Below are 23001 nucleotides of genomic sequence, written 5' to 3'. Positions count from 1 at the left end.
GGGCAGACTCCGTGCCAGTCACGGCCTGCCGGCTTCTCGGACCTGCGTCACCCGGTGAAGACGCCCCAGCAGATGTCGTTCCGCGCCCGCTGGTCTTCGAGGACCAACTCACGGAGGGTGGCGGGGATGCGTTCCCGCTGCCATCTGAGCTCCCGCAGCCGGGCCCCTTCCGCGTCACCCACTGCGACCGACGCGGCGGCGGCCCGGATGGCGTACGCCGCCGCGCCCAGGTAGTGCGCTGCGACGTGGGCGACGGCCACCGCCTGGCCTGCCGCGAGCGCAGCGAATTTCGCCGGGTCGGGCAACCCACGCGCCGCGGCGTTGGCCACGAACGCGGTCCGGTGGGCGTCACGCATCCGCACCTCACCCCGGATCCACGCCCGTCCCACGGCGATGGCTTCACGGGGGCGCGCGTCCCCGGGGCGCGCGTGCTCGAAGAAGGGCAGGACGTGCTCCGCGCAGAGCGCGGCCCACTCCGCGAGCAGGTGGTGGTCCTCGTCCGTCAGGCTCCCGCCACGACGAATCGTGATGAAACGGGGGTCTCGCTCTTTCGGCAGGATCGGCATGGACAGATACTCGCCCGGCCTCCTCGGCGGCGCGACGGGGGCGGTGATGGGAGGCACGACGGGGACCTCGTGTCGCGCCGTGCCCTCGCACAGCGTGGCAAGGCATCAATTCTCAGTGGGTCGGCCACTCAAGCGTCTTCCTCATGGCCAGGCCGGGTAGCCCTCTTGGGGGATTCGGATGCGGGGCTCGAGCAGCTCCGGCGGCAGCATCCGGTGAGCGACGGTCAGCGGCACGTCGCGGCGCCGAGCCACATTCACGAGTGCCAGCGCCAGGATATCGATGCTCTCAGCCCCTGGGGACAGTTCCTCTTGCTCCTCGGGGGAGAGTTCCTCGAATGATTGCAGGTACTCGAGCAGGGCCTGGTTGAAGGCCGCTGCGTCCCTGTGCACCAGAGTTCCAATGATGGCAATCTTGCCGTCGAATCCGAACTTGCCGGTGCAGGCGTCCTGGAAGGACTGGAAGGCCGTGGCGATGTCCTGTTCCGTGCCGGCCGCCAGCGCGCGAAGCATGCTCGTATAGGTGAAGAACTCCAACCCGTCGGGGTCGTCCAGTTGCCTGGGCATGAGGGTGTGGATTTCGTGGGCGAGCTTGAAGTTCCCTGCTGCCATGGCACACAGCAAGGGACCCGCCGTTTCGGCATTGACGAGCTCTCTGTCCACGTTGAATCCCTGGTGGTAGGCCTTGAGAAGGGTGAGATACGTCAGCGCCTCCCGGTGGAGATCCTCGAAGAATCCCTCCACATCCGCCTCCAGGAGAAAGCGGATGATGGCGCGACTGCGATACATGTCCACCAGACACCAGAGCGAACCGCCGAGATTCCTACAGGCTGAGTAGGGGCGGGTGATGTTCTCCTTGAGGAAGATGCGAATGGTGGCGTTGATGCTCAGAAGCGAGTCGCTGAGCAGTTCTTGCGTTACCATGGAATGGAGGTCTCAGGTAGGAAGGATGATGGAGGAAGGAGCTGGCTCTGCGTCATGAGAGGACTGTGACTGCAACCAGTTGTCGAAGTCCTCTCCCAGCTCGATGAACTCCTTGTCATCCATTGGAAATGGCCACTCGACAGGGAGCTCGTTGACGGAGGGGGCTCCCGCCTCCCCCAGGACGACCAGGTAGATGCCTGGGTAGACGGGGACCTCAGCCGCACCGAAGATGTTGACCATGCGTTTTCCACGCCTGTCGTTCGCAGCTTGCAGCATCCGCACGCACTGCTCGACGCCAGATGCCTTCTGGTCAGTGGAGAGCCCCGCGAGACCCACGGGTCTCAGCAAGGCCTTCCTGGCGCGGTCCCGGATCCAGGACCAGCTCATCTGTCGGCAGCGATTGCCATCCCCGGTTTTGTAGCGCCCCATGAGCTGCCAGACGCGCCGCTTGTCCGCCTTCCAGCTCTCGAATTTGGCTGGGCTTCTGGTGAACTTGGATTCGCAGAAGACGCAAGTCTGCTTGCCCTCGTGCCAGAAGAAGCTGTCGACGCCGCAATTCTCGACATCAATGCTGGCGCTACCCCGGGTCAGCGTCTGCACGTATTTCGAGCCAAGCTTCTTGAAGCCCTCGTCAATGTATCGCTTTTCAGCCCGCATGACCGAGTAGAGTTCGACCTCGTTGTTGGTCAGCTTGTTGGCGTCATCCCAGACCTTCCATTTGAGCTCCATTGAGCCCGTTCCGCTGTTGACGGGGGTTTCCTCGGTCGGGAAAGGCTTTTTGCCCTTGGACTTCCCCTCCGGGATGCTGTTCCAGGAGGGTTCAAGGCGGCTCTTCTCGGCCAGTTTTGCCCAGGTCGCGTTGTGGCCCAGGCGTACGATCCGGTGTTCCCTGGCCCCGGAACTGGTCCACTTCTCATAGTCGACGATAAACACCGCATGCTTCGCCGTCTCGGGATTAATTGCCATCTTTCCACTCCACCTTGAGTTTCACCTCTTCCGGGTCAAGGCTTGCGGACTGGCCCATGGCCACCAGTGGGGGTTGTAGGAGTGGAGCCGGTGGAGTGTTCTTGTCATTGTGCAGCATCATGTCGAAGGCGCGAGCCACGTTCTTGCCTTCGAATTTGACATCGAACGAGTAGTTGATGAACTCCGCCTTGCCCTGGATCTTCCCCGAGGCAACGCCCTTGTTCGTGCCTGCTTCGTCTCCCGTGCTCGTCTTGAAGTTCGAGCCCTTGACGCACACAGGATTCCCATCGCAGGTCACGCTCTTGGTGCCTTTGTCCGTGTCGCTGGACTTGGCAATGTTGGGATAGGGAACCGGAACGGGGGAGGGAGGGCCCGGTGTCAGGCATACATCCGGGAAGGCGATGCTGGTACCCGAGGAATCCTTGTGAACGATGGTCAGCTTGTTGACACCCACCTTGGTGCTCATGAGCGAACCGCCTCCTTTCTGGCACTGCGCAGGTACATCGAGCCCCTCAAGCCCTCATCCGACGATGCACAAACGAGGACGCCGTCGGTCCGTGCGTAGCCGCGGGCGAGCGCCCTGGCCCCGACGCACACGGAAATGGCGGCGGAGGCAGCACCGGTATCCCCGATGCAATCGGCCGGATGCCACAGGCGCCAGGATTGCTGGAGACGGTGCAGCGACCGGGGCGCCATCTTGGAAAACTCCTCCGCCCGGTAGAGTTCTCCGTTCAGGTCACAGATGATGAGCCCCGTGGCCGCGCCATGGTCCGCCAGTCCAGTGAGGGTCGCGGAGACGGCCTGACCCAGACCCAGGCCATTGCAGGGCTGCTTCGACGCTGGAGAAACGGGCTCATGGGCGATTCTGGCAGCCTCCAGCCAGGCAAGCACTTCGGCCTTCCTGCGTCGTGCATGCCGTGGTGACTCCACCAGGAAGAATGCAGAGGCCTCTCCAGGAATCAGGCCCACGGGGTTCTCATCTGTCTTGAGCCTGCCCCCGGTAAGGAGCGAGGCCAGTCTTTCCTGGTCCACCAGCGAGTCAACGCCTCCGATGACCGCTCGCGTGAGTCTACCCTGATGTATCTGCGCGACGGCCTCTTGCAATGCCTTGAGGGCGGACGCATGGCCCTCGGGGTAGAAGCGGATGCAACTCTGCAGTCCTGGCAACTGGAGCCACTGGGCGATGCGCGTGGCGAACTGCTGGTGACGCTCCGGTGAGCTGCTCCACGTTCCAGCGGGCAGGCCCAGGAAGATGCCGCTCTGCTCGAGTTCTGCTCCGCTCAGTCTCGCATTGACCATCAAATCGCGGAGCGCATCCACGGCCATTCGAGTCCATCGCCCCAGCCCGAAATACCCATCCGTGAGCCCCTTCATGGGGCTGCCGACGAGAGGTGGCTTCCAATCGGGATGGCCAGCCGCCTTCTGAGAGGCGTCCAGTTCGACCATCCGGACAATACCCGCTCGGAGGGCGGCGCATGCCGGATAGGCGCCAAAGCCCACCGAGGTCATCATGCCGATACCCGTGAGAGGCACGGCCTCTTCCTGGTGCTCTCCCCTCATGGGATTGGACCTCCCCCGAGCTGCTGTACCTTGACCCATACCACCTCGTGGATCTGCCTGTGGATGGGCACCGAGCAGCGCCACACCATGACCAGGCGCGCCTCGTCTGTGTCGATGACCACCGTGTCCAGAGGCATGGGGAGCGCGTGGCGGCGGTATGAGTGTAGCATGACGACGCCTTCCAGGCGGTACGTGGGCAGTTTGAACCGGAGCGGGCCTCTGACGGAGGCGTTGAGTATCTCGACGGGTTCCCCACCTGAGAGGAAGCCAGGGACCTGCTGGTCGGTGGGGGCTGCGTTGAGGTGGCGGAGGTCGAAGTCCCTGGGCAGGAGCGGGAAACGCTCCTCCTTCCATGCTTGATCGTAACTGCCAGCCAGCTGAAGCCGAGGCTGCCAGTGCGATGCGATGAAGCCGAAGCCGGCGGGAGGAGGTTTGTCGGAAGGATGGCGGATGCGGTGCTGAGGGTCCTCGAGGTTGGGCAGTCGCAGTCCGTCGTACCTGCCCTGGGAGGGACGAGCAATGAAGCCGGTGCCCACGGGGTTGCGCAAATCCGCCTCCGGCAAGTCTGGATTGCTGCGATCCCACCCTCCATATGCCCGCTCGTATGTCAGGGGAATTCGTTCAAAGGGAAGTGGGGGGCTGATGGTCGCGGAACCGAGAATACGGGACCACACCCGGCTTCCCAGAACGAGCACTCGCTTCGTCAGGGAGCCGATCCTCAAGGAGACCGTGACCTCCGTTGCACGGCCTCCGGGCGAGTGGGCATGCCCCAGCAACACAACATCCGTGGCCGTCTTGGTGAAGACTGCTTCCGACTCGTACTTCAAGCTGGATGAGCCAGGTGTGCCATGGAAGGCGGGCTCCGGATTGACTGGAGGCGGGGGCTGGAGAGGTTCCACGACTCCGCTGGCATGGAGAACGAATGTGGCTTTGACGACCAGCGTCAGCACGTCCGCACCGTGCTCGTCCTGCAAGAGGAACATGTCGGCGGCAAAGGGAGTCAGGTTGACGAAGCCCTTGCGCACCAACCCTGCCATTGGCCGGGTCATGTGAGGTCCCTCCCTACCCGTTGACCCTGACAACAACAGGTCGTGAAGAATCAGAGTCTATTAGCGATTTCACCACGTCGTCATCATTCCTACCATCCCGCCTACCGCCGCATTGACGGTGAGCACCTCCTCACATGAGGCGAGAGGCGGGTCCACTTGAGAGGCGAGCGGATGCCGGCGGGTTGACTCCAGATGCCGCACGCGAGGCAGACGCTGTGGAGGTCACAGGAGGGTGCTGGCGTCTCTGACGGCATCCGCTGGGGTGAGCGCCATTCTGGAGCACCTGGGACTCCCCTCTCGGCCCGCGCAGCGGGCTGCAGCGCTTCGGGCCACCCCAGAGCGCACCGCGCTCCGGCTCATCCAGGACCTCGTGGAGCCGAGCTCGGCTCCACCGGAGAACCGGGTGAGGAGCTGAAGCACCTCTCTTTTTTCAAGACGGCAGGCGGGTGTGGACCCTCTCTTGAGCGGGAGAAGACCTCCCTTCGAGACGGCACGCCTGGCGGTGCCAGAGGAGAAGACAATGACACGGAGTTCCGTACCCGGCGTGCTGCTGGGGATGTTCGTCGCCATCGGCCTGGTGGTCCCCAGTGTCGCGCATGCCTACGCCGCCCCGCTCGTGCGCGTCCCCTTCGTGGGCCGTGCCTGGACGACCGGCGCCAGCATCTGGGTGGGCACCTCGGAGTCCTTCGGGGATGCCGCCGGTGAGACGCTGACCCTGCGCGCCCGGGAGGCGGACGCCTGCGAGACGTGCTGGGTGGCCACGGTGCAGATGACGTCGGCGGGAACCGGAGGGGGCTTCCGCTCCTGGAAGGGCGCCCTCGACGGACTGAAGTCCAACACCCGCTACCACTATGGAATCTTCGCCGCGGGCTTCACGGGCGAGCGCGGCGGCTTCTACTTCAAGACCGAGCCCGCGGGGCCGGCGCGCTTCAAGGTCGGCGTCGCGTCCTGCATGAACGGCGCGAATGCGCCGAGTCAGCCGTCGTGGAACATCATGCACGAGCAGCTCAACACGGGAGAGCCCAACATCCAGCTGCTCATCGGTGACAACATGTACACGACGGAGAACCCTCCGTCGAAGGACCACTACTGGTTCAAGTACTTCCAGCAGCGCGCCGTGCCGGAGTTCGCCAACGTCTTCCGCGCCTTCCCGACGTTCGCCGTCTGGGATGACCACGACTACGGCCCGAACGACGAGGATGGCACCTTCGCCCAGAAGGCCGTGGCCCGCGAGGCGTACGCGGACCTCTATCCCCACCCCCCGTTCGCGGGCGACGGCATCAACCACACGTTCAACTGGGGTGGCGTGCAGTTCTTCATGATGGATGACCGCTGGGGCCGCGACTGCCCGAAGAACCCGCCCGCGGGACATACGCCGCAGATGTACGGCGCCACCCAGTTCACCTGGCTGAAGACCGAGCTGAAGGCCTCCAATGCCACCTTCAAGGTGATTGTGAATGGCTCCACCCTGGGCAACGCCTGCTGGGGAACCCAGAAGCAGGCGCTCTTCGACTTCATCGCCGACAACAAGATTGGAGGCGTGCTCTTCGTGACGGGTGACATCCACCGGAGCCTGCTCACCGACCGGACCCCCGCGGGGGGCTATCCCCTGTATGAGCTCATCTCCTCCGGAATCGGCTCGCCCAGCACGCCCGCCGAGTGGAGCTTCGGCATCATGGAGTTCAACACCACGCTGGCGGACCCCACCGTCACGCTCAAGGTCATCCAGAACCCCGAGAAGCGCTCGAGCATCACGGGAGCGGGCGTCACCGTCACCACGAAGACCCTCCGGCGCTCGCAGCTGCAGAACTGAGGACGGCCCGACTCCTCCGGCTCCTCCCAGGGCTTCCCCGGGAGGAGCTTCTTCGCTGGGGCTCACTCGGAGCGGGGGCTCTCCAGCACCAGCTCCAGGTTCGACGCGGGCACCTCCACCTCCGCCTCCCGCAGCGGGTGGCCGAGCTTCTCCACCCGGAGCTGGCCGCGTCCTGGCGCGAGGCCCGACAGGGTGAAGCGACCCTGGGCATCCGTGCGCGTGCTGCTCACGCTCATTCCGACTCCCATGAGGACGACTTCCGCCTCGCCCACCGGCGCGCCCCGCGCGTCCCGGACGCGGCCGGACAGCGCGAGGCCCTCTCGCAGGACCAGCGTGACGGGCGCGGCCTCCTCGTCCCACGCCTCCACCGGGACGGGCTCGGACGGGAGGTAGCCCTGGGCGCGCGCCCTCGCGAGGTAGCTGCCCGGAACGAGCCCCCCGAAGTGGACGCCACCCCGGGTGTCCGTGCCTTCCTCCCGCACCGTCTCGCCCACTCGGGAAAGGGACACGGCCGCGTCCTCCACGGGCTCCCCGCGCGCGCCGAGCACCTTCACCGCCACCGCCGCCGCGGGCGCCAGGGAGAGCTCCAGCGGCCCGGCGCGTGGCAGCCGGAGCTCTCTCGTCACGGGGAGATATCCCTGACGCTCGACGCGCAGCTCGTACGTGTCCTCCGTGAGCCCACGCACCTCGAAGCGTCCGTCCGCGCCCGTGAGCACCTCCTCCGCTCCGCTCCGCCCGGCCCCCACGAGGTGGATGCGCGCGCCCTCCATCCCCAGCCCCTCGGGTCCGAGGACGCGGCCCGCGAGCACGCTCTCCGGTGGCAGCTCGACCTCGACTTGCGTGTCGGGGCCCGCGCCCACCTCGAGGACCCGCTGCACGGCGCCATGGCCCGGTGCTCGGACGAGGACGGCATGGGGGCCCGGCATCAGCGGCGCGGCCCGGAAATGCCCCACGTCCTCCTCGCGCCAGACGACCTCCGGCGCGGCCGGGGACTGGAGGCTCGCGCCCTCGAGCAGCCGGCCCGAGCGCGCCTCCACCACCCGGACGCGGAGCCCGCCCGCCGTCTCCAGCGGGATGTCGAGCCCCGAGGTGTCCTCGCTCAGGGGCTCGATGGCCAACTCGCCCACGCCCGTGGTGCTCTCGGCGAGCAGCTCGGTGCGCCCGCTGCAGTCGATGTCCTCCAACACGAAGCGGCCGGCGCTGTCGGCCCGGGCCTCCGGCCCACCCCCGCGAGGCCTCACCCGGGCTCCTGGCGCGGCGACTCCGCGCTCCAGCACCCTGCCCTCCAGGCGCAGCGCGCAGGGCAGCATCACGGTGACGGGCCGGGACGCGGGAACGAGCACCCCGCGCGGGCCATGGCCCGCCGCGCGAGCCCACACGCCGTAGCGCTCCTGGGGGAACAGCCCCTCCACCTCGAAGGCGCCCGTCTCGTCGCTCTCCACCTCCCGCAGGCGCAGCGCGGGCGCCAGGCTCACCACGGTGACGCGGGCCCGGGCCACGCCACCCGCCACGCTCACCACCTGCCCCGTCAGGCGCTCACCGTCCGCCACCACCAGGCGCACCTCGGAGGGGCCCGGCCGCACGTCCAGGGCGAGCGCGGCGGGCTGCCCTCCCCTCTCGGCCAGCAGGTGGTAGCGCCCCTCGGGGACCCGCAGCAGGAAGGCTCCGTCCGGGCCCGTGGTGGCGGTGGCCAGCGGAGGCGTCTCCGGTGCTTCCGCGACCATGTGCCGCTCCAGGCCCTCCCGCGTCAGGGGGGGCGCGGCCTCGAAGGCGAGCACCTGGGCCGCCACGGGCAGGCCCCGTGCATCCTGAACCCATCCGCGCAGCACGGCGCTCTCGTGGGCCTCCAGGGCCGCCGTGGAGGAGTCCGGGCCCGTGCCCGCGGCCCGTGTCGTCACGGAGGCCCTTCGCCCCTCCCTGCCGCCGGACGCGATGGCCAGGAGGAGCGCCAGCAGCAGGAGCAAGGCTCCTCCCGCGACGAGCCTGTACCGCATCGGAAGAGCCTCCTTCTCGGAGCGTGTCGACATACCCCTTGGAGGGCGCGTGCCCCGCAGGCATCCAAGGATTTGATTTTCGATTCTTTTCTGGAGGATGAGAAGGTGCCCGGCAAAGAGAGAGCCCGTGAAGCCGTATCTCCAAAAGACCTTCCTCCAGCTGGGCCATGGCTTTCAGTTCTCAATGGCTCCACCGGCAAGTCTGGCGGCATCGAGCAATCTGGCCAGCAGCGACCCGTGGACGGTGCTGGGATGCGTGCTGGCGAGGGCACGTCAGGGTGACCTCGGCGCCGTCGAGGTCCTCCCGGATATGATGGCCCGCGACGATGAGGCGTTGGTCTGGAACGCGTGTGTCCAACTGCTCGGCTTCGCGGGACACCCGTCGCTCATCTTCGACACGGCGAAGCGATTCCTGTCCGCACCCGCGAATCCCGGCGTCCAGTGGTACATCTCGGACATGATGCTGAACGGTTGCAGCCTTCGCGCCGTGGAACCTCTGCTTCAGCTCCACGAGGCGGCGACCGATCGAGACGCGCGGCGGCATATCGAGCACTGCCTCTCGGCCCTGCTCGAAGAGGGACACGGAGAGGTCGATGACGGCCCCGAAGAGCACGAAGTCCCTGACCCGGACTACCCGGAGCCGTTCACTGAATACCGGACCGTTCTGGATCGAGCTGGCTACGTCGAGAAAGTGCGCGCGGTGACGGCCAGGGTCGCCCAGGGGCTCGCGTCTCCCGCTCAACCCGTCACAGCCGGAAGGCTGCTCGACCTTCGAGCCCTGGTCGTGCGTCTGTACGAACGCATCCGCTCAGGCGCGGAAAGCGATTCTAGGATGGAATGGGAGCGCATGTGTTTCGAGGCCTTTACTGGCATCGACTGCTCCGGCTTCTACGCGGATGGGAGGCTCCAGCGACCGGCGGCCATGGCGGTGCTGGAAGGCTTCCTGGGGTCGGGAGGTGCGGCGCGATTCAAGCTCGGGACCCGCTACTTCTTCGCCCATCCCATCGAGCCCTGAAGTCGCGGCACCTCCGCGGACCTTTCAGACCTACGGCGACGCCGGGCCCTCGCCCGGCGCATCCATCGCGAGCAGGTCTTGCCACCGTCACGCGGCGTCAGGCCGCCCTGCGAAGCCGGCCCAGCATTCCGTTGAGGTCCTGGACGAACAGCTCGTGGCGGAAGTAGTGCCCGCCCGGAACTTCATGCCACTCATGCGGAATACCGGCCCGGCCGAGTGCGCCGCGGAACTCGCGCTGTCCGGCGAGCACCTGCGTCTCGTTGACGGTGTCAAACCAGTTCACGGGGTCGGGTGACGTGCCGGCCGCGAGGAAGATCCGCTTGTTGTGGTAGCTCGGGATGCGCTGGATGGGATTGTCGGCGCTCACCCTCGCCTCGTCCCAGAAGGGGACGCCATAAACGGTCCCCCCAGCCAGGTCCAGCGCCGCCGACGTGGCGTTCGCCCAGTGGACGACGAGGCCCGCGTCGCGCCGAAGGCTTGCCGGACCCGAATGCGAGCTGACCGAGCAGAAGTGACCGTAGTACTTGGCGGCGTACTTCAAGGCACCGAATCCGCCCATGGAGAACCCGGCGACGGCTCGACCGTTGTACTCGGCATGGGTGCGGAAGTTCGCTTCCACCCAGGGCAACAACTGGCCGATATGGAATGTCTCCCAATTGCGGGGGCCGGAATTGGTGCTCACCGGATTGCAGTACCAGCCCGTCGAGGCGTCCGGCATGACAACGATGATTTCGCGCCCGGCCGTGAGGTTGATGATGTTGTCCTGCAGGTGGAAGGTGCGGAAATCCGCGTTGCCACCGTGGAGCAGGTACAGGACCGGATACCGCTTGCCACTGTAATGGTACCCGTCAGGAAGCAAGATGTTGACCGCCGGGTCCCACGCGATTTCGTCGGTGGCGAAGCGGTAGTACTGCAGGCGACCGCCGTTCTCGTTTCGATCGACGATGCGCAGCCCGAAGCCATCACCGGCGGCCTGGGCCGTTCCCGGAGAGCCAAGACCGCCAGCAAGAGCGCCCGCCGTGGCACCGAGACCGGCCAGAAAGTGCCGGCGGGAGACAGTCATCCGTGGCTTCGAGAGAGTGTCCATTCGTTCCTCTTCGGCGTGATGGAATTGATTACTCGATAAAAACCCGACTAGCCTGCTTAACTTACAAATCCACTACACAGTGTCAATAGGACGGGTTGTGCGTTTGGTGAGCAGGCCAACACCCCGCCGGGCGGCCCCGCCCCACTCTCGTCTTCCAGCCCTGGCATCAGCCGACCCACGTGCTGGAAGTACGCCTCCTCCAGAGGCAGAGGCGTGTCCTGCTCGGGGTTCTCTATCGCCTTGCCGTGGACTCGATTCCCGCCGCGAGCGCGTCGGGGCGCAGCGGCGGCACCCGCGGCACCTCCGCGGACCTTTCGGGCCTACGGCGACGCCGGACCCTCGCCCGGAGCATCCAGCGCGGGCACCGTCACCGCGGCGGGATGCGGAGTGGCCAGTCCCAGCTTGAACAACAGCAGCAGCACCAGTCCACCCACGTCGAGCTGCCACGGGCCGCGCCCGAGCATCGGCGAGCGGGGGTGGGCGTGGTGGTTGTTGTGCCAGCCCTCGCCCAGCGCCCACAGCCCCACCCACCACACGTTGCGGCTCTCATCGGGCGAGTCGTACGAGCGGAACCCGAGCCTGCTCCCGTGGCACACCGAGTTCACCGTGTACTGGGCGTGCATCCACAGCTTGAGCGGCAGGTACATCACGCACGGCACCGCCTGCCAGCCCCACACCGCGACGACGAGCGCCAAGAGGATGCCGTGCGGAACGTACCGGTATCGCAGGAGCCAGAGGTAGTAGCGGTCCTGGGCGAGGTCGCGGCAGTAGGTCTTGTAGGCCTCCCGGTCCGTCGACAAGTCATCCACCACCCAACCGAGGTAGCTGTACCAGAAGCCCCTGCGCGGGGTGTGCGGATCCCGCTCCTTGTCGGCGTGCCCGTGGTGGATGCGGTGGTTCGCCACCCACTCGAGCGGGCTGCTCTGCAGGGTCAGCATGGCGGCCGTGACCAGCGCGTACTCCAGCCAGCGGGGGCAATCGAAGGAGCGATGGGTCAGCTTCCGGTGGAGCCCCAGGGTCGTCCCCAGCCCGACCAGCATGAAGACGCCGAAGCCCGCGAGCACCCAGTCCAGGCGCCACGGGAGCACGAACGCCGCGAGCGCCAGCCCGTGGTAGACCACCAGGGTCACCCCGACGAGCGGGTTCATCCGAACGGGTCTCGCGGCCAGGCTGGACGTCTGCATGATGCCTCCACCGTCGGGCTCGGAGCGCCCCACGCGAGACCGGGGACCTTACAGTGCCTGACCCATCCACGGGTAGAGGGTGTGTACAGAGGACAGGCCGTGGGCAAGCCCACGTGGTCCAGAATCGTCTTCATCCGCTCCTTCCCCGCTGCTGCCTCAAGCTCCTCGCTCGTCTCCTCCGTGCCTGCGTGAGGGTGCATTGTGGCCGTAGCTCTGGGCCGCCGAACGGCAATCTCAATGTGCTTGAAGGAACTCTCAGGGAGTGTTTATGTCCGCGCCGAAAGAGAAAGGAATAAACATGCGAAAGCTCATTGTATCTTTGGTTGCATCTATTCTCGTTGGCGTCCCGTCCGCGGCTCATGCCAAGGGTCCCGGAACGGGAACACTTGCACGCATCGACATCCAGGAGAATGGCGTCGCGATCCTTTTCGCGGTGGGCGGCTGGACTGGTGGAGTCTCGGACAACACCACCTGCAGTGGGACAGGAGTCGTGGCGCTGGATATCACCACTGATGTGGGTAGAGCCATGCTCTCGATTGCAACCGCGGCGCGTCTGGCCAATAGGACGGTTGAGATCTTCGTCTCGGATACGGCATGTCTGTCCGTTGGCGGGATGGCACCGCGCGTCATCCGAATTGGAATGCATTAACAAGCCGGTGACAACCTGGCTTGATGCAGCAGCGAGGACCAAAGGATCTCTCACATGAAGAGACATTTGACCGTGGGGTTGGTCATCGCGCTCTGTGCGTGCTCATCCGGCATGGAACAGGAGCAGGACCCCGCCTCGGCGGAAGTGACAGCGCCGCCGGACGCGCAGCAGGCCGTTCCGACCTGGGAGCAATTCCTGGCTTCGGCTCACCGCGAGGCATCGAGCCGCGGTGTGTACGTGGTGGATGGCGACATCCCGCTGCGTGGCGAATCCGAGCTTCGGGAGTACTACGAGTCCTTCCATGGGGCGCACCAGCGCGGTCAAGCACTCACGGTGGGCGTGAACAACCTGGGTGCCGACGTGCTCTGGCCACAGAATGCGCGCTTCGAACTCACGTACTGCGTCAGCAACGCATTCGACACGACCACCGCGGCCCGGAAGGCAACCCTCGTGGCGGCGCTCGATGCGGCGGCGCACTCCTGGAACAATCGAGTCGCGGTTCGCTTCATCTACGTCCCGTCAGAGGACGCCAACTGCGACGCGAACAACGCGAACGTCGTCTTCGACGTCCGGCCTGCGCCGACGGGCGAGCGCTACTTCGGCAACGCCTTCTTCCCGGACTGGGCGCGTGCGGACCGAACCCTGTTCGTCGGGCCGGACGCCTTCACCACGACCGCGGGCGGACGAGACCTGGAAGGCATCCTCCGGCACGAACTGGGTCACGCGCTTGGTTTCAGGCACGAGCACATCCACATTGCACTCGGCAGCAGGCCCGCGATCTGCAACTCGACCGAGACCAACACGGGGACGCGGCTCGTGAACTCGTACGACGTCAACTCCGTCATGCACTACCCCCAGTGCCGGCCGATGGACACGGGGGGTTACCGGCAGACCGAGTTGGACTACAACGGGGCCATTGGTTTGTACGGGCTGGCGCCCGCGCTGACGATGGCGGCGACGAGCATCCAGCTCTGAAGTCACCTCGGCAAGAGAGCCCCGTGGCGCCAGCAAGGTGCCACGGGGTTTTTGTTTTGCACAGCCAGGCGCGTGGTTCTGAGCTGGCGATGCAATGGCCCCCGGCTTCCGCCGTATCCGGGCGCGGACCGCGGAAACAGGAGGATGTGATGCGCAAGGGAACGTGGCTGGCGATGGCGGCGCTGCTTCTGGTGGGCCTCCGGGCCCAGGCGCAGGAGACCCCAAGCCCGCAGTGCCGGGCCGAGGCCACCAAAGTCATCGCGGACCTCCGCAAAATCGTGGCGCCCGGGGGCGTGGAGCGCACGGAGAAGGTCCGCATCGGCGGCATCGACCAATGGGTCTCCGTCCGGAGCCGCGACCGGCGCAATCCCGTGCTGCTCGTGCTCCATGGCGGCCCCGGCTGGGTGGCCATGCCGACGAGCTGGTACGTCGCCCACGGCTGGGACGAGTTCTTCACCGTCATCCAGTGGGACCAGCGCGGCGCGGGCAAGACGTACGTCGCCAACGACCCGGCCACCGTCGCCCCGACGCTCACCGTCGAGCAGATGCACGCCGATGCCGAGGAGGTCGTCCAGTGGGCGCGCAAGGCCTTCGGGAAGCAGAAGATTTTCGTCCTCGGCCACAGCTGGGGCAGCATCCTGGGGCTCACCCTCGCGGAGAAGCACCCCGAGTGGCTCCATGCCTATATCGGCGTCGGCCAGGGCATCGACGCGATGGAGAGCGAGCGGCGCGGCTGGGCCTGGGCGATGCAGCAGGCTCGCGCGGCGAAGCACGAAGAGGCCATCCGTGACCTCACTTCCATCGCGCCCTATGCCACGGGCAAGACGCCCATTGCGCTGAAGGACGTCATGCTGCAGCGGCGCTGGCTCAACTTCTTCGGGGGTGCCGTGTACCGGCGTCCCGACGCGAGCTTCGAGGCCGCGGCGGCGGCCCTGTCGCCCGAGTACACCGACGAGGACGTGGGCCAGATCTGGAAGGCCGAGGAGCTCTCGGTGGGGAAGCTCCTCACCGCGGTGCTGACGGTCGACCTGTCGCGGGTGAAGCGGCTGAAGACGCCGCTGGTCCTGTTCCTCGGACGCCACGACTACAACGTCTCGGCGACGGTCGCCGCCGAGTGGTTCGCGGGCGTCAAGGCACCGTCGAAGCAGCTCGTCTGGTTCGAGCAGTCGGCGCACGAGCTGATGGCCGAGGAGCCGGGCAAGGTGCTGCTCTCCCTCGTCCGTCATGTCCGCCCGATTGCCGAGCGCGCCGGCGATGTCGCGCCTGACGGTGCGCTCAAAGAGCGATGATGCCGCCCTCGCTTCCCATCGCTCCCACGCGCTCCTGGAGCCAAGGGACATAGGCTCGTCTTTCACCTCAGTCGGAAAGTGCCGCCACGAGGGGTGGCAGCACCAACTCCGCCTGGGCCGCCACGACGCGAATCTTCGGCGAGTGACTGACGCCGGACGGGTCGATGCTGTAGATGTGGGCGTCCGCCAGCATCGCTCGCATCAACACCGCGTCCGTGACTCCGACGGAGAAGGACGTCCCGATGAACACCACCAGGGTGGCCTGCTTCGCGCTCCGCAGCACGTGGTCGAACTGGTAGGAGTCGTGCTCGGAGTAGAGCTCGTCGAACCAGAGGACGTGCGGGCGGAGCTTGCTCTTGCACAGGGAGCAGCGCGGCACGGTCTCCGGGCTCGGGTCCGCGAAGAGCGGGCCGAAGTCCACCTCCGCCATGGGGACCGTGCCCCGCGGCGGGCCCTGCTTGCAGTGCAGGCGCGTGCACCGGGCCTGGTCCAGGCTGCCGTGCACCTTCACCAGCGCGCGGCTTCCCGCCTGCTCGTGAAGCGTGTCCACGTTCTGGGTGACGAGCAGGAAGCCGCGCTGGTGGCGCGCCTGCCACTGCTCCCATGCGACGAGGGCCCGGTGCGCGTCGTTCGGCTTCGCGCCGCGCGCCAGCTCGAAGCGCTTGAGGTACCAGAGCCAGGACTCGTGGGGCTCCCGCTTGAAGTAGGCTCGGGTCCCCTTCTCCGTGACGTCGTTCGCCCAGACCGCGCCCGGGTCCGGCCCGCGGAAGGTCGGGATGCCGCTGGCCAGGCTCACCCCGGCTCCGGTGACGATGACCGTCCTCGCGCCCGCCGGGCCCCGCACCGCGGAGAGAAGCTCCTCGAAGGTTGCCGCTGTCGTCATGGACGCACCCCTCCCAGCCCCGGACGCCTGGAGCCGACACGAGCATACAACGCCACGGCTCAGGGGTTCGTGAACCCGATGACCTGGTGACCCGCGACGCGACTCAGGCCGGCGCCGTCGTGCGCTGGCCCGAGGCGTCATCACGGCGCATCGGCTGGGCCTTTCCATACGTCAGCGACCGCCACACCCACTCCGCGGGGCCGAAGCGGAACCTCGACAGCCACAGGTGGCTCCACACCACCTGGACGGAGAAGACGGCCAGGCAGTACGCCACGCACGCCGCGGGGCCCACCTTCGTGATGAAGCCCAGGCCGTACCCGTAGAAGAACAGCACGCTGATGATGGACTGTGACAGGTAGTTCGTCAGCGCCATGCGCCCCACCGGCGCCAGCAGGCCCAGCACCCGCTGCCAGGTGGCTCGCTGGAAGAGCAGCGTGAAGCCGGACACGTAGACGGCCGCGAAACCCAGCTCGCCCAGGTGCCGCAGCGGCGCGGTGACGAAGGGCACCCACGTCGGCAGCGTCTCCGGGGTGAAGACCTTCTTCAGCATGAGCTGCTGCAGCACCAGGCCGCTGCCGCTGCCAATCACCCCGGCCACGAGCCCCCACCCGAGGAGCCGGCGGAACAGCCGCAGGTGCTGGGGCACGTCGTGGAAGATGCGGCGCCGCCCCGCCAGCAGGCCCAGCAGGAACCGGCCAAACGTCGAGAGCGTGATGGCGACGAGCATCGGCAGATAGTCGCTGAAGAAGAAGTCGCCGGTCGCCTTCGTCGCGTCCAGCCAGCTCCCGCTCGTGAAGGCCGCCAGCGTCCGCGCCCGGATGGCCCCGGATTTCTCGCTGGCCGCCTTGGCGATGGCCGCGCCGGCCTCCGGCGTGTCCGCCATCAGCTGTGGGTACTTGAAGATGACCACGCCGACGATGGACCACCCCAGGGCGAACAGCAGGGCGTAGCTGAGCAGCGTCCGGTCCGAGCGCCCCCGGAACAGGAGCAGGCCGAAGCCCAGCACCGCGTACGTGCTGAGGATGTCGCCGTACCAGATGAGGAACAGGTGGGCGAGCCCCATCACCAGCATCACCCCCAGCCGCCGGACATAGAGCGGCGTGATGGAGGCCCCTCGCGCCTCGGCGCGGCCCATCTGCACCGCGAAGCCGAGGCCGAAGAGGAACGAGAACAGGGTGATGAACTTCCCGGCCACCAGCACCGAGAACGCGTGCCAGGTGACGGTGTCGGCGAGCGACGCGTTGTTCATCGCCGCGAGAACCTGCTCTCGCGGCAGGAACACCCTGCCGCTGAACCACACCATCACATTGGAGATGAACACGCCGCACAGGGCGAAGCCGCGCAGCGTGTCGAGGAGCGCCAGTCGCTCGCTGGAATCCACGGGACGGGCTTCGGCGCTGGGGACCGAGACGTCGGCAGGGGCTGGGGTCATGTGCGGAGAAGATGTGTGCAACGTGAGCCCGCTCGCCCGTATTCCCCGCGAGCGCGCGTCACTCCGGTCCGAGGTGGAGCCAGGTTCCTAGCGACGCAGGTGGTACAGCTCGTAACCCCCGTCGCTGGCATCGAGGATCAGCAGCAGCTCCTTCGCACCAATCCGGACGAGACGTCCGGAGGTGTCCGACTCGGCTCGCGAAGGAGCTTGCTCCGACCCGATGCGGCTATAGGGGACGTGAGGCTCGTCGTTCACCCGCGAGCCGCCGAGGAACGCGAGGGTGCGCCCATCGCCAAACGGGAAGAGGGTGCCACCGCGCCGCTGCGACCCGGTGAGTTTGTCGAAGCGGAAGTTCTCGCCATCGCGGTCGATGCGGGCCTTGAAGCGCGGGTACGCGTAGGTCCCATGGGCGACGACCTGAATCGAGCGCACCTGCCAGTTCCCTTCGATGGCGCCCAGGGGTCGGGGCTGGGACGCACGCGCCAGGAGTTCCTGTGCGCTGGTGAAGGCCTTCGCATCGTCATTCTGTTCGGGCTTGAAGGCGCGCGCGCGGTCGACCGCGGCCTCGACGCGTGTCACGTCCTCGGGCCAGGCCACGCCGCGCCAGTTCAACGCCTCACCGGCCCAGGCCAGCGGCGCCGCTCCGGCGAGAAACAAGGGGATGAGAAGGATTGCGGTTCGTCGGTTCATGCGACATCTCCCGAGAAAGCCTCACTACCTTCCCCGCCGGGCTCCATCCATGAAGCTAGCCGACTCCCGAGGCGTCGTGTTAACGCGGTGGGCCATGCGCACCTCCCTGCTCGCAGTGGCCCTGGGCGTGCTCGTCACGGCCTGTTCCTCCAGCCCGGGCGCCAGGCCCGATGGCGTCAGCCCCGAGGACTCGGGCACTCCGGACGGAGTCGAGGACGCCGGCCTCACGCCCGACGCGGGCACGGAGGACGCGGGCACGGAGGACGCGGGCACGGAGGACGCTGGCACGAATGCCGGCGCCGACGCGGGCACGGACGCCGGTGCCGACGCGGGCGCGGACGGCGGCGCGGACGCGGGGCCTGTCATCCCCGTGCCGGCGGACGGAGGCACCATCGTCACCAGCACGCTGTCAGGCCGGCTCACGCTGGCGGGCTCGCCCTACCGTGTGGTGGGGGATGCGAACGGCGTCGTCACCATTCCACGGGGCCAGCGCCTCACGGTGGAGCCGGGCGTCATCCTCGACTTCCGTGGGCGCCCCGAGGTGACGGAGGCGGACGTGGACGCGTCCTCTCCCCACAGCGTGATGAACCATCAGCGGGGCCGGGTGGAGCTGCGTGCGTACGGCGCCATCCACATTCAGGGCACCGCACAGCAGCCGGTGCTGCTCACGTCCACCAACCCGTATGGCTGGTGGGGCGTGAATTTCTACGGCGAGAACTCCGTGGGCGCCGGCCACCCCGTCTTCGAGCACATGGTCTTCGAGAAGGTGCGCAAGAACCAATACAACGGGGAGCGCGATTGGACGCGCGGCGCGATGTGGGCCTACTACCCGGGCCCGGTGACGATTACGAACTCGGTGTTCCGGGACAATGAGTCGTCCGCCCACTGCGCCGCACTGGACCTGATGTTCACGGACGGCTCGCGCATCGAGAACACCGTCTTCGAGAACAACCGCCTCGTCGACATCGACCGCTTCGCCCAGCCCAATACCTACTCCATGGCCGGAGGCGGGGCGCTGTGCATCACCCACGGCCGCAACTCGGTGGTGCGTGGCAACACCTTCCGCGACAACACCCTCAAGGCCTACCGTGGCTACCTCACGACGGCGCTCGAGCCCCGGCCGCTGCTCACCTACCCCAACCCGCAGGGCATCGTGGACCTGGGCGGTGGCGGCGCGATTCTCTACTTCCAGCCGGAGAACGACCTCTTGGAGGACAACCTCTTCGAGGGCAACGAAGCAGTCCTCGGCCCCGGCGGAGCCATCTACCTGGAGGACGTGAACACGCGCACCGTCACGATGCGGCGCAACCGCTTCGTGAACAACCGGTCCGGTGCCGGGGGCACCATCGTCTGCAACCGGGGCGCGGGCGGCGTGGAGCTGGTGGTGACGGCCGACAACGTCTTCATCGGCAACACGCTCAACGGCCAGCCCGCCGCCAACCTCACGGGCGACTGCGACTCCGCCACGCAGTGATACACGGTGCCATGGCGTGGCGGTGCCCTGAAGAGGGGCCCGCCGACGCCGCGGGCCCCCTCCTCCACTTCAGACACAGTCCTCGATGAGGACGTCGAGGACGTCTTCCCTGCTCAGTAGATGCACTTGAGCGCGAGGTTCAGCACGAACGGGACACCGGTGTTGGCGTAGGTGTCCATCGTGCCCGTGGAGTAGCCGAAATGCTGGCAGACCCGGTTGGCGGCCCCGCGCAGCTGCCACCACGAGGCATACGGCGGGTTCATGCCATTGAGGAACGGGAACCGGGAGTCATCGGTGTTGACCCCGCGAGGCGCCACGTGGGGGCTCTGGACGCAGACGAGTCCGATGAGGTCCGCCGACGTGTTCTGGTGGCCCGTGAAGAACCCCGTGTTGTAGAAGGAGTTGCACTCATTGTCCGCGATGGCCCCCGCATTGAATGCCGCCTGCGAATCGAGCGAGGTGGAGCTGCCCTGCCACAGGGCCCACGCCCGCGCCTCGCTGCCGGGGATGTCCTGCCAGGTCACCATGTCGTGGGTGAAGCAGTGGAGGCCCATCAGCTCACCCGACTGCTCTCCGGTGTACAGGCCTCGCGCATAGCCATACTGGGCACACACGGCCTCCGCGCTCCGGTTCGCATAGGCCCAGTTCACGTCGCCACGGTTCGTGATGGGATAGCCTCCCGCGCTCCGCATGGCAGCCGTCGTGTCGATGAATACAGTCCCGGCGAAAGCCGGGGCCGAGGCCAGTGCGACGATGACAGACGCAAGGGATGTCACGAGCTTGGAAATCCGCACGGCTCCAAACATTCTCTCTCTCCTGGAATGAGCATTGGCTGACATAGCCAAAGAGAGATACGGGACCCCGGCAAATCCTGGTCGTTACCGGGAGGAGCCACGCCCCTGCCGCGCACCTCCTGGGAGGGCGCGGCCAGGGCCGGTTCGCGGCCGCGCCCTCGGCGGGGCGCACGTCAGCTGAGAGAAACGGCCTCGAGCAGCAGGTGCGCGTGCGGGGCGAGCGTGAGGGTGAGCGTGTCCCCTTCCACCACCAGGAGGGAGGGCTCCCGCCCGTCGCGCTCCACCGCCAGCACGTCGCGCAGGCCGAAGGGCTGGCCCAGGCGCCCGGCCTTCAGCGCCCCGCGCAGCTCGGCCACCCGCAGCGTCACCTGCCGCGGCGCGCCGGTGAGGTTGCACAGCGCCCACAGCGGGGCGTCCTCGCCCTGCCGGTCCACCTTCAGGGTGGAGAGCACGTCCGCGCCCGTGTCGCCCACCCGCGCCACGTCCCCGCGGCGCAAGCTGGCGCGCCGCTCCCACAGCCGGTTCAGCGCGCGCGTGGTGCGCAGCGGCAGGTAGCCCTCGGCGCGAGCGGCGGCCAATTGGCCCATGGACACGCTGCCACGCCCGATGTCGCGCCGGTCCAGCGCCGCGGAGCCGTCGCCCGTGGGGAAGCCCAGCGCGGTGAGGATGGGCAGGCGGCGGGCCTGCTCCTCGGCCATGTACCGCGGCTGGTTCACCGCCCCCACCTCGTCCCCGTAGTACGTGACGGGCGCGCCGCGCGGCGGCAGCGCGTTGAGGAAGAAGGCCTTGGCAATCTGCTCGGGGTCTCGCTCGAGGAATTCCGCCATGCGCCCGCCCACCCCGCGGCCGGCGAACAGCTCCGCCCCGCGCGACAGCAGCACCGCGGTCACCCGCTCGCGCACGCCCTCGGGCATCAGGTCCGTGCGCAGCTCGTCGTGGTGGCGCCCCATGTTGAACCAGAAGGTGTCCGCCCCGTACGCGTCCATGTGCGCGGCGAAGCGCCAGAAGAGCTCCGCGTCCCCGTCAATCAGCAGCGCCCACAGGGTGGAGTTCCACTCGAAGCCGAACATGGCGTCGCCCTCGGTGTGGCAGGGCTCGCCGAGCAGGGAGACCTTGCGGCCGAAATAGCCGGAGGCCTCCTGCAGCCCCTCGCCCACTTCCGGCACGGTGATGCCCTTGCCCACCACCACGTGGCGCACGAAGGCCTTGAAGAGCTCCTGCAGCGCGTGGGTGCCCGCGAGGTTCTCGAAGTCCGTCCCCTCCTCCTTGAACCAGTGCGGGGCCGCGTCCGTGCGCTTGCCCACCACGCCGAGCGACAGCTCCCAGCCGAGCACCGCGAAGAGCTCGCCGAGCACCTCGGGGTTGCGCAGGTTGAGGTCCACCTGGAAGGGATAGAAGGAGTGGAAGAGGTGGTGCTTCTTCCCGTTCACCTCGATGTCGATGAGGTTGCGCTGGGAGGCGTGGGGGAAGATGGCCCAGGGGCGAGACACGGTGCCCGAGGCGCTCCGCAGCAGCACGCGCAGCTTGCCCTTGCGGTCCGTCTCGCTGCCCACGCACTCCACCGCGTCCATGGGCAGGAACCAGGAGAGCTTCTTCTCGTCGCCAGCGAGCAGCGCCTGGAACCAGGGGTGGCGCACGGAGACGTGGTTGGGGATGAAGTCGGTGATGACGCGCATGCCCAGGCGCATCGCCTCGTCCATCAGCGCGCGGAAGCCCGCTTCGCCGCCGAGGGCGGGGTCCACCGTGAAGTCAGACACGTCGTAGCCGCCGTCCCCACCGCCGTGGCTCCAGTGCGGGAGCACCTGGATGTTCTTGTAGCCGAGCTCGCGCAGGGCGGGCAGCTGGCGCGCCAGGTCGAACAGGGTGCCGCGCGCCTGCCCCTCGGGCACGCCGAGGGAGTGCGGGTAGGTGTAGTAGAGCGGGGAGTCGGTGTACCAGTCGGCGGGGAGCGCGTCGAAGAAGGCACGCACCCGCTCGCTCTGGGCCGCGCGCGCCGCGCGCACCTGCTCGTAGAAGCGCACCACGAGCTCCTCGGTGCGGAAGGCGTTGATGACGCGCGCGCACGACAGCAGGCGCAGGGCGTCCGCCTGGGTGGTGAGGGCCGCCAGGTCCGACCACTCGTTCCTCGCGCCATCGAGTGCCGCGAAGAGCCGGCGCGCCTCGCGCCGCCAGTCTCGCCCCACGCCGTCACTGCCCTCATCCAGCAGCCAGTGCGCCTCCACCGAGCCCACCGGCAGGCCGCTGCCGGGGATGCGCAGCTCGGCATCCTCCACGTCGAAGAGCGCGTGAGCCACACCGCTGTCCGGGCCGCCGTGGCGCGCGGGCTCGCCGGCCGGTCCCTGCCGCGGGACGGAGGCGGACAGGACGTTCGACGCCTGCTCGGGCGCCTGCTGCCCGGTCGAGGTGTCGTCGGAGGTGTCGCGGAGGACGAGGTTCTGGGCGTGTTTCGTGGGCTCCATGAAGCGTCGTTTTGTCTTGGGAAGGAGGGGTGTTTCGCGGGGCACGTGCGTGCTCCCGGCTTGCGGCAGCCGCCGAACCACGGACCCGCACCGGAACATTTCCCCCTTCCGCCACACCTCACACGTCCACCCCGCCGCTGGGCGGGCGGGGTAGCGGGCCTCACTCGGGAGCGGCAGGAGCCCCTCCGGATGCAGGCTGTC

20 protein-coding genes are annotated in these 23001 nt (G+C 67.5%); 6 read left to right on the top strand and 14 right to left on the bottom strand.

Annotation, left to right across the window (positions count from 1 at the left end):
* Positions 1–47: 47 nt before the first annotated feature.
* The 6 genes from HG543_RS01610 to HG543_RS01585 form a co-directional block, all read right to left on the bottom strand.
* Complete coding sequence (locus tag HG543_RS01610; protein ID WP_343073246.1) at positions 48–623, bottom strand: putative immunity protein; 576 nt, start codon at positions 621–623, stop codon at positions 48–50.
* Between the two features lie 84 nt (positions 624–707).
* Positions 708–1487 (bottom strand): Imm49 family immunity protein, encoded by a 780-nt coding sequence (locus HG543_RS01605; RefSeq protein ID WP_169342837.1) that lies wholly within the window; start codon positions 1485–1487, stop codon positions 708–710.
* 12 nt (positions 1488–1499) lie between these two features.
* The gene (locus HG543_RS01600) at positions 1500–2453 is read right to left on the bottom strand and encodes a hypothetical protein (RefSeq protein ID WP_169342836.1); all 954 of its coding nucleotides are present in this window, start codon (positions 2451–2453) and stop codon (positions 1500–1502) included.
* The gene (locus HG543_RS01595; RefSeq protein WP_169342835.1) at positions 2443–2919 is read right to left on the bottom strand and encodes a DUF4150 domain-containing protein; all 477 of its coding nucleotides are present in this window, start codon (positions 2917–2919) and stop codon (positions 2443–2445) included. The genes HG543_RS01600 and HG543_RS01595 overlap by 11 nt, the downstream gene beginning before the upstream one ends.
* Positions 2916–4013, bottom strand: a complete 1098-nt coding sequence (locus HG543_RS01590; RefSeq protein ID WP_169342834.1) for a beta-ketoacyl synthase N-terminal-like domain-containing protein — start codon at positions 4011–4013, stop codon at positions 2916–2918. The genes HG543_RS01595 and HG543_RS01590 overlap by 4 nt, the downstream gene beginning before the upstream one ends.
* A complete protein-coding gene (locus HG543_RS01585; RefSeq protein ID WP_169342833.1) occupies positions 4010–5038 on the bottom strand; it encodes a DUF2169 domain-containing protein in 1029 nt (342 codons plus the stop codon). The genes HG543_RS01590 and HG543_RS01585 overlap by 4 nt, the downstream gene beginning before the upstream one ends.
* A gap of 544 nt (positions 5039–5582) precedes the next feature.
* On the opposite strand from HG543_RS01585, the gene HG543_RS01580 reads away from it, so the two are divergent.
* Positions 5583–6875, top strand: coding sequence for an alkaline phosphatase D family protein (locus tag HG543_RS01580; protein ID WP_169342832.1), 1293 nt, complete (start codon positions 5583–5585; stop codon positions 6873–6875).
* 62 nt (positions 6876–6937) lie between these two features.
* Here the strand turns inward: HG543_RS01580 and HG543_RS01575 are convergent, their stop codons facing one another.
* The gene (locus tag HG543_RS01575) at positions 6938–8869 is read right to left on the bottom strand and encodes an MSCRAMM family protein (protein ID WP_169342831.1); all 1932 of its coding nucleotides are present in this window, start codon (positions 8867–8869) and stop codon (positions 6938–6940) included.
* A gap of 127 nt (positions 8870–8996) precedes the next feature.
* On the opposite strand from HG543_RS01575, the gene HG543_RS01570 reads away from it, so the two are divergent.
* Entirely contained in the window at positions 8997–9884 is an 888-nt protein-coding gene (locus HG543_RS01570) for a hypothetical protein (RefSeq protein WP_169342830.1), read from the top strand.
* A gap of 97 nt (positions 9885–9981) precedes the next feature.
* On the opposite strand, the gene HG543_RS01565 is transcribed toward HG543_RS01570, so the two are convergent.
* Together HG543_RS01565 and HG543_RS01560 are read right to left on the bottom strand one after the other, a co-directional pair.
* Positions 9982–10971 (bottom strand): alpha/beta hydrolase, encoded by a 990-nt coding sequence (locus HG543_RS01565; protein ID WP_169342829.1) that lies wholly within the window; start codon positions 10969–10971, stop codon positions 9982–9984.
* A gap of 320 nt (positions 10972–11291) precedes the next feature.
* Positions 11292–12155 carry an acyl-CoA desaturase gene (locus HG543_RS01560; RefSeq protein WP_169342828.1) on the bottom strand — a complete coding sequence of 288 codons (864 nt, stop codon included), beginning with the start codon at positions 12153–12155 and terminating at the stop codon, positions 11292–11294.
* 298 nt (positions 12156–12453) lie between these two features.
* Between HG543_RS01560 and HG543_RS01555 the strand changes: the two genes are divergently transcribed.
* The 3 genes from HG543_RS01555 to HG543_RS01545 all read left to right on the top strand — a co-directional run bounded on the left by HG543_RS01555 (position 12454) and on the right by HG543_RS01545 (position 15068).
* Positions 12454–12804 carry a hypothetical protein gene (locus HG543_RS01555; protein ID WP_169342827.1) on the top strand — a complete coding sequence of 117 codons (351 nt, stop codon included), beginning with the start codon at positions 12454–12456 and terminating at the stop codon, positions 12802–12804.
* 54 nt (positions 12805–12858) lie between these two features.
* Complete coding sequence (locus HG543_RS01550) at positions 12859–13779, top strand: M57 family metalloprotease (protein WP_169342826.1); 921 nt, start codon at positions 12859–12861, stop codon at positions 13777–13779.
* A 149-nt stretch (positions 13780–13928) separates the two neighbouring features.
* Complete coding sequence (locus tag HG543_RS01545; RefSeq protein WP_246356680.1) at positions 13929–15068, top strand: alpha/beta hydrolase; 1140 nt, start codon at positions 13929–13931, stop codon at positions 15066–15068.
* A gap of 67 nt (positions 15069–15135) precedes the next feature.
* Here HG543_RS01545 and HG543_RS01540 read toward each other — a convergent pair whose 3' ends face one another.
* The 3 genes from HG543_RS01540 to HG543_RS01530 form a co-directional block, all read right to left on the bottom strand.
* Positions 15136–15951, bottom strand: a complete 816-nt coding sequence (locus tag HG543_RS01540) for an SIR2 family NAD-dependent protein deacylase (protein WP_169342825.1) — start codon at positions 15949–15951, stop codon at positions 15136–15138.
* A gap of 103 nt (positions 15952–16054) precedes the next feature.
* Positions 16055–17332, bottom strand: a complete 1278-nt coding sequence (locus HG543_RS01535; RefSeq protein ID WP_500690497.1) for a DUF418 domain-containing protein — start codon at positions 17330–17332, stop codon at positions 16055–16057.
* A gap of 138 nt (positions 17333–17470) precedes the next feature.
* On the bottom strand, positions 17471–18073 hold the full coding sequence (locus tag HG543_RS01530; protein ID WP_169342823.1) for a DUF4893 domain-containing protein: 603 nt from the start codon (positions 18071–18073) through the stop codon (positions 17471–17473).
* Between the two features lie 94 nt (positions 18074–18167).
* Between HG543_RS01530 and HG543_RS01525 the strand changes: the two genes are divergently transcribed.
* The gene (locus tag HG543_RS01525; RefSeq protein ID WP_169342822.1) at positions 18168–19547 is read left to right on the top strand and encodes a right-handed parallel beta-helix repeat-containing protein; all 1380 of its coding nucleotides are present in this window, start codon (positions 18168–18170) and stop codon (positions 19545–19547) included.
* Between the two features lie 113 nt (positions 19548–19660).
* Here the strand turns inward: HG543_RS01525 and HG543_RS01520 are convergent, their stop codons facing one another.
* Both HG543_RS01520 and HG543_RS01515 read right to left on the bottom strand, forming a co-directional pair.
* Positions 19661–20239, bottom strand: a complete 579-nt coding sequence (locus tag HG543_RS01520; RefSeq protein WP_169342821.1) for a hypothetical protein — start codon at positions 20237–20239, stop codon at positions 19661–19663.
* Between the two features lie 275 nt (positions 20240–20514).
* A complete protein-coding gene (locus HG543_RS01515; RefSeq protein ID WP_169342820.1) occupies positions 20515–22800 on the bottom strand; it encodes an alpha-amylase family glycosyl hydrolase in 2286 nt (761 codons plus the stop codon).
* Positions 22801–23001: the final 201 nt, after the last annotated feature.

Origin of the sequence: Pyxidicoccus fallax, from assembly GCF_012933655.1 — a bacterium.
GTDB lineage: Bacteria > Myxococcota > Myxococcia > Myxococcales > Myxococcaceae > Myxococcus > Myxococcus fallax.
Note: the sequence above shows the minus strand (reverse complement) of the source record. Positions and strands in the feature narration are given on the sequence as shown.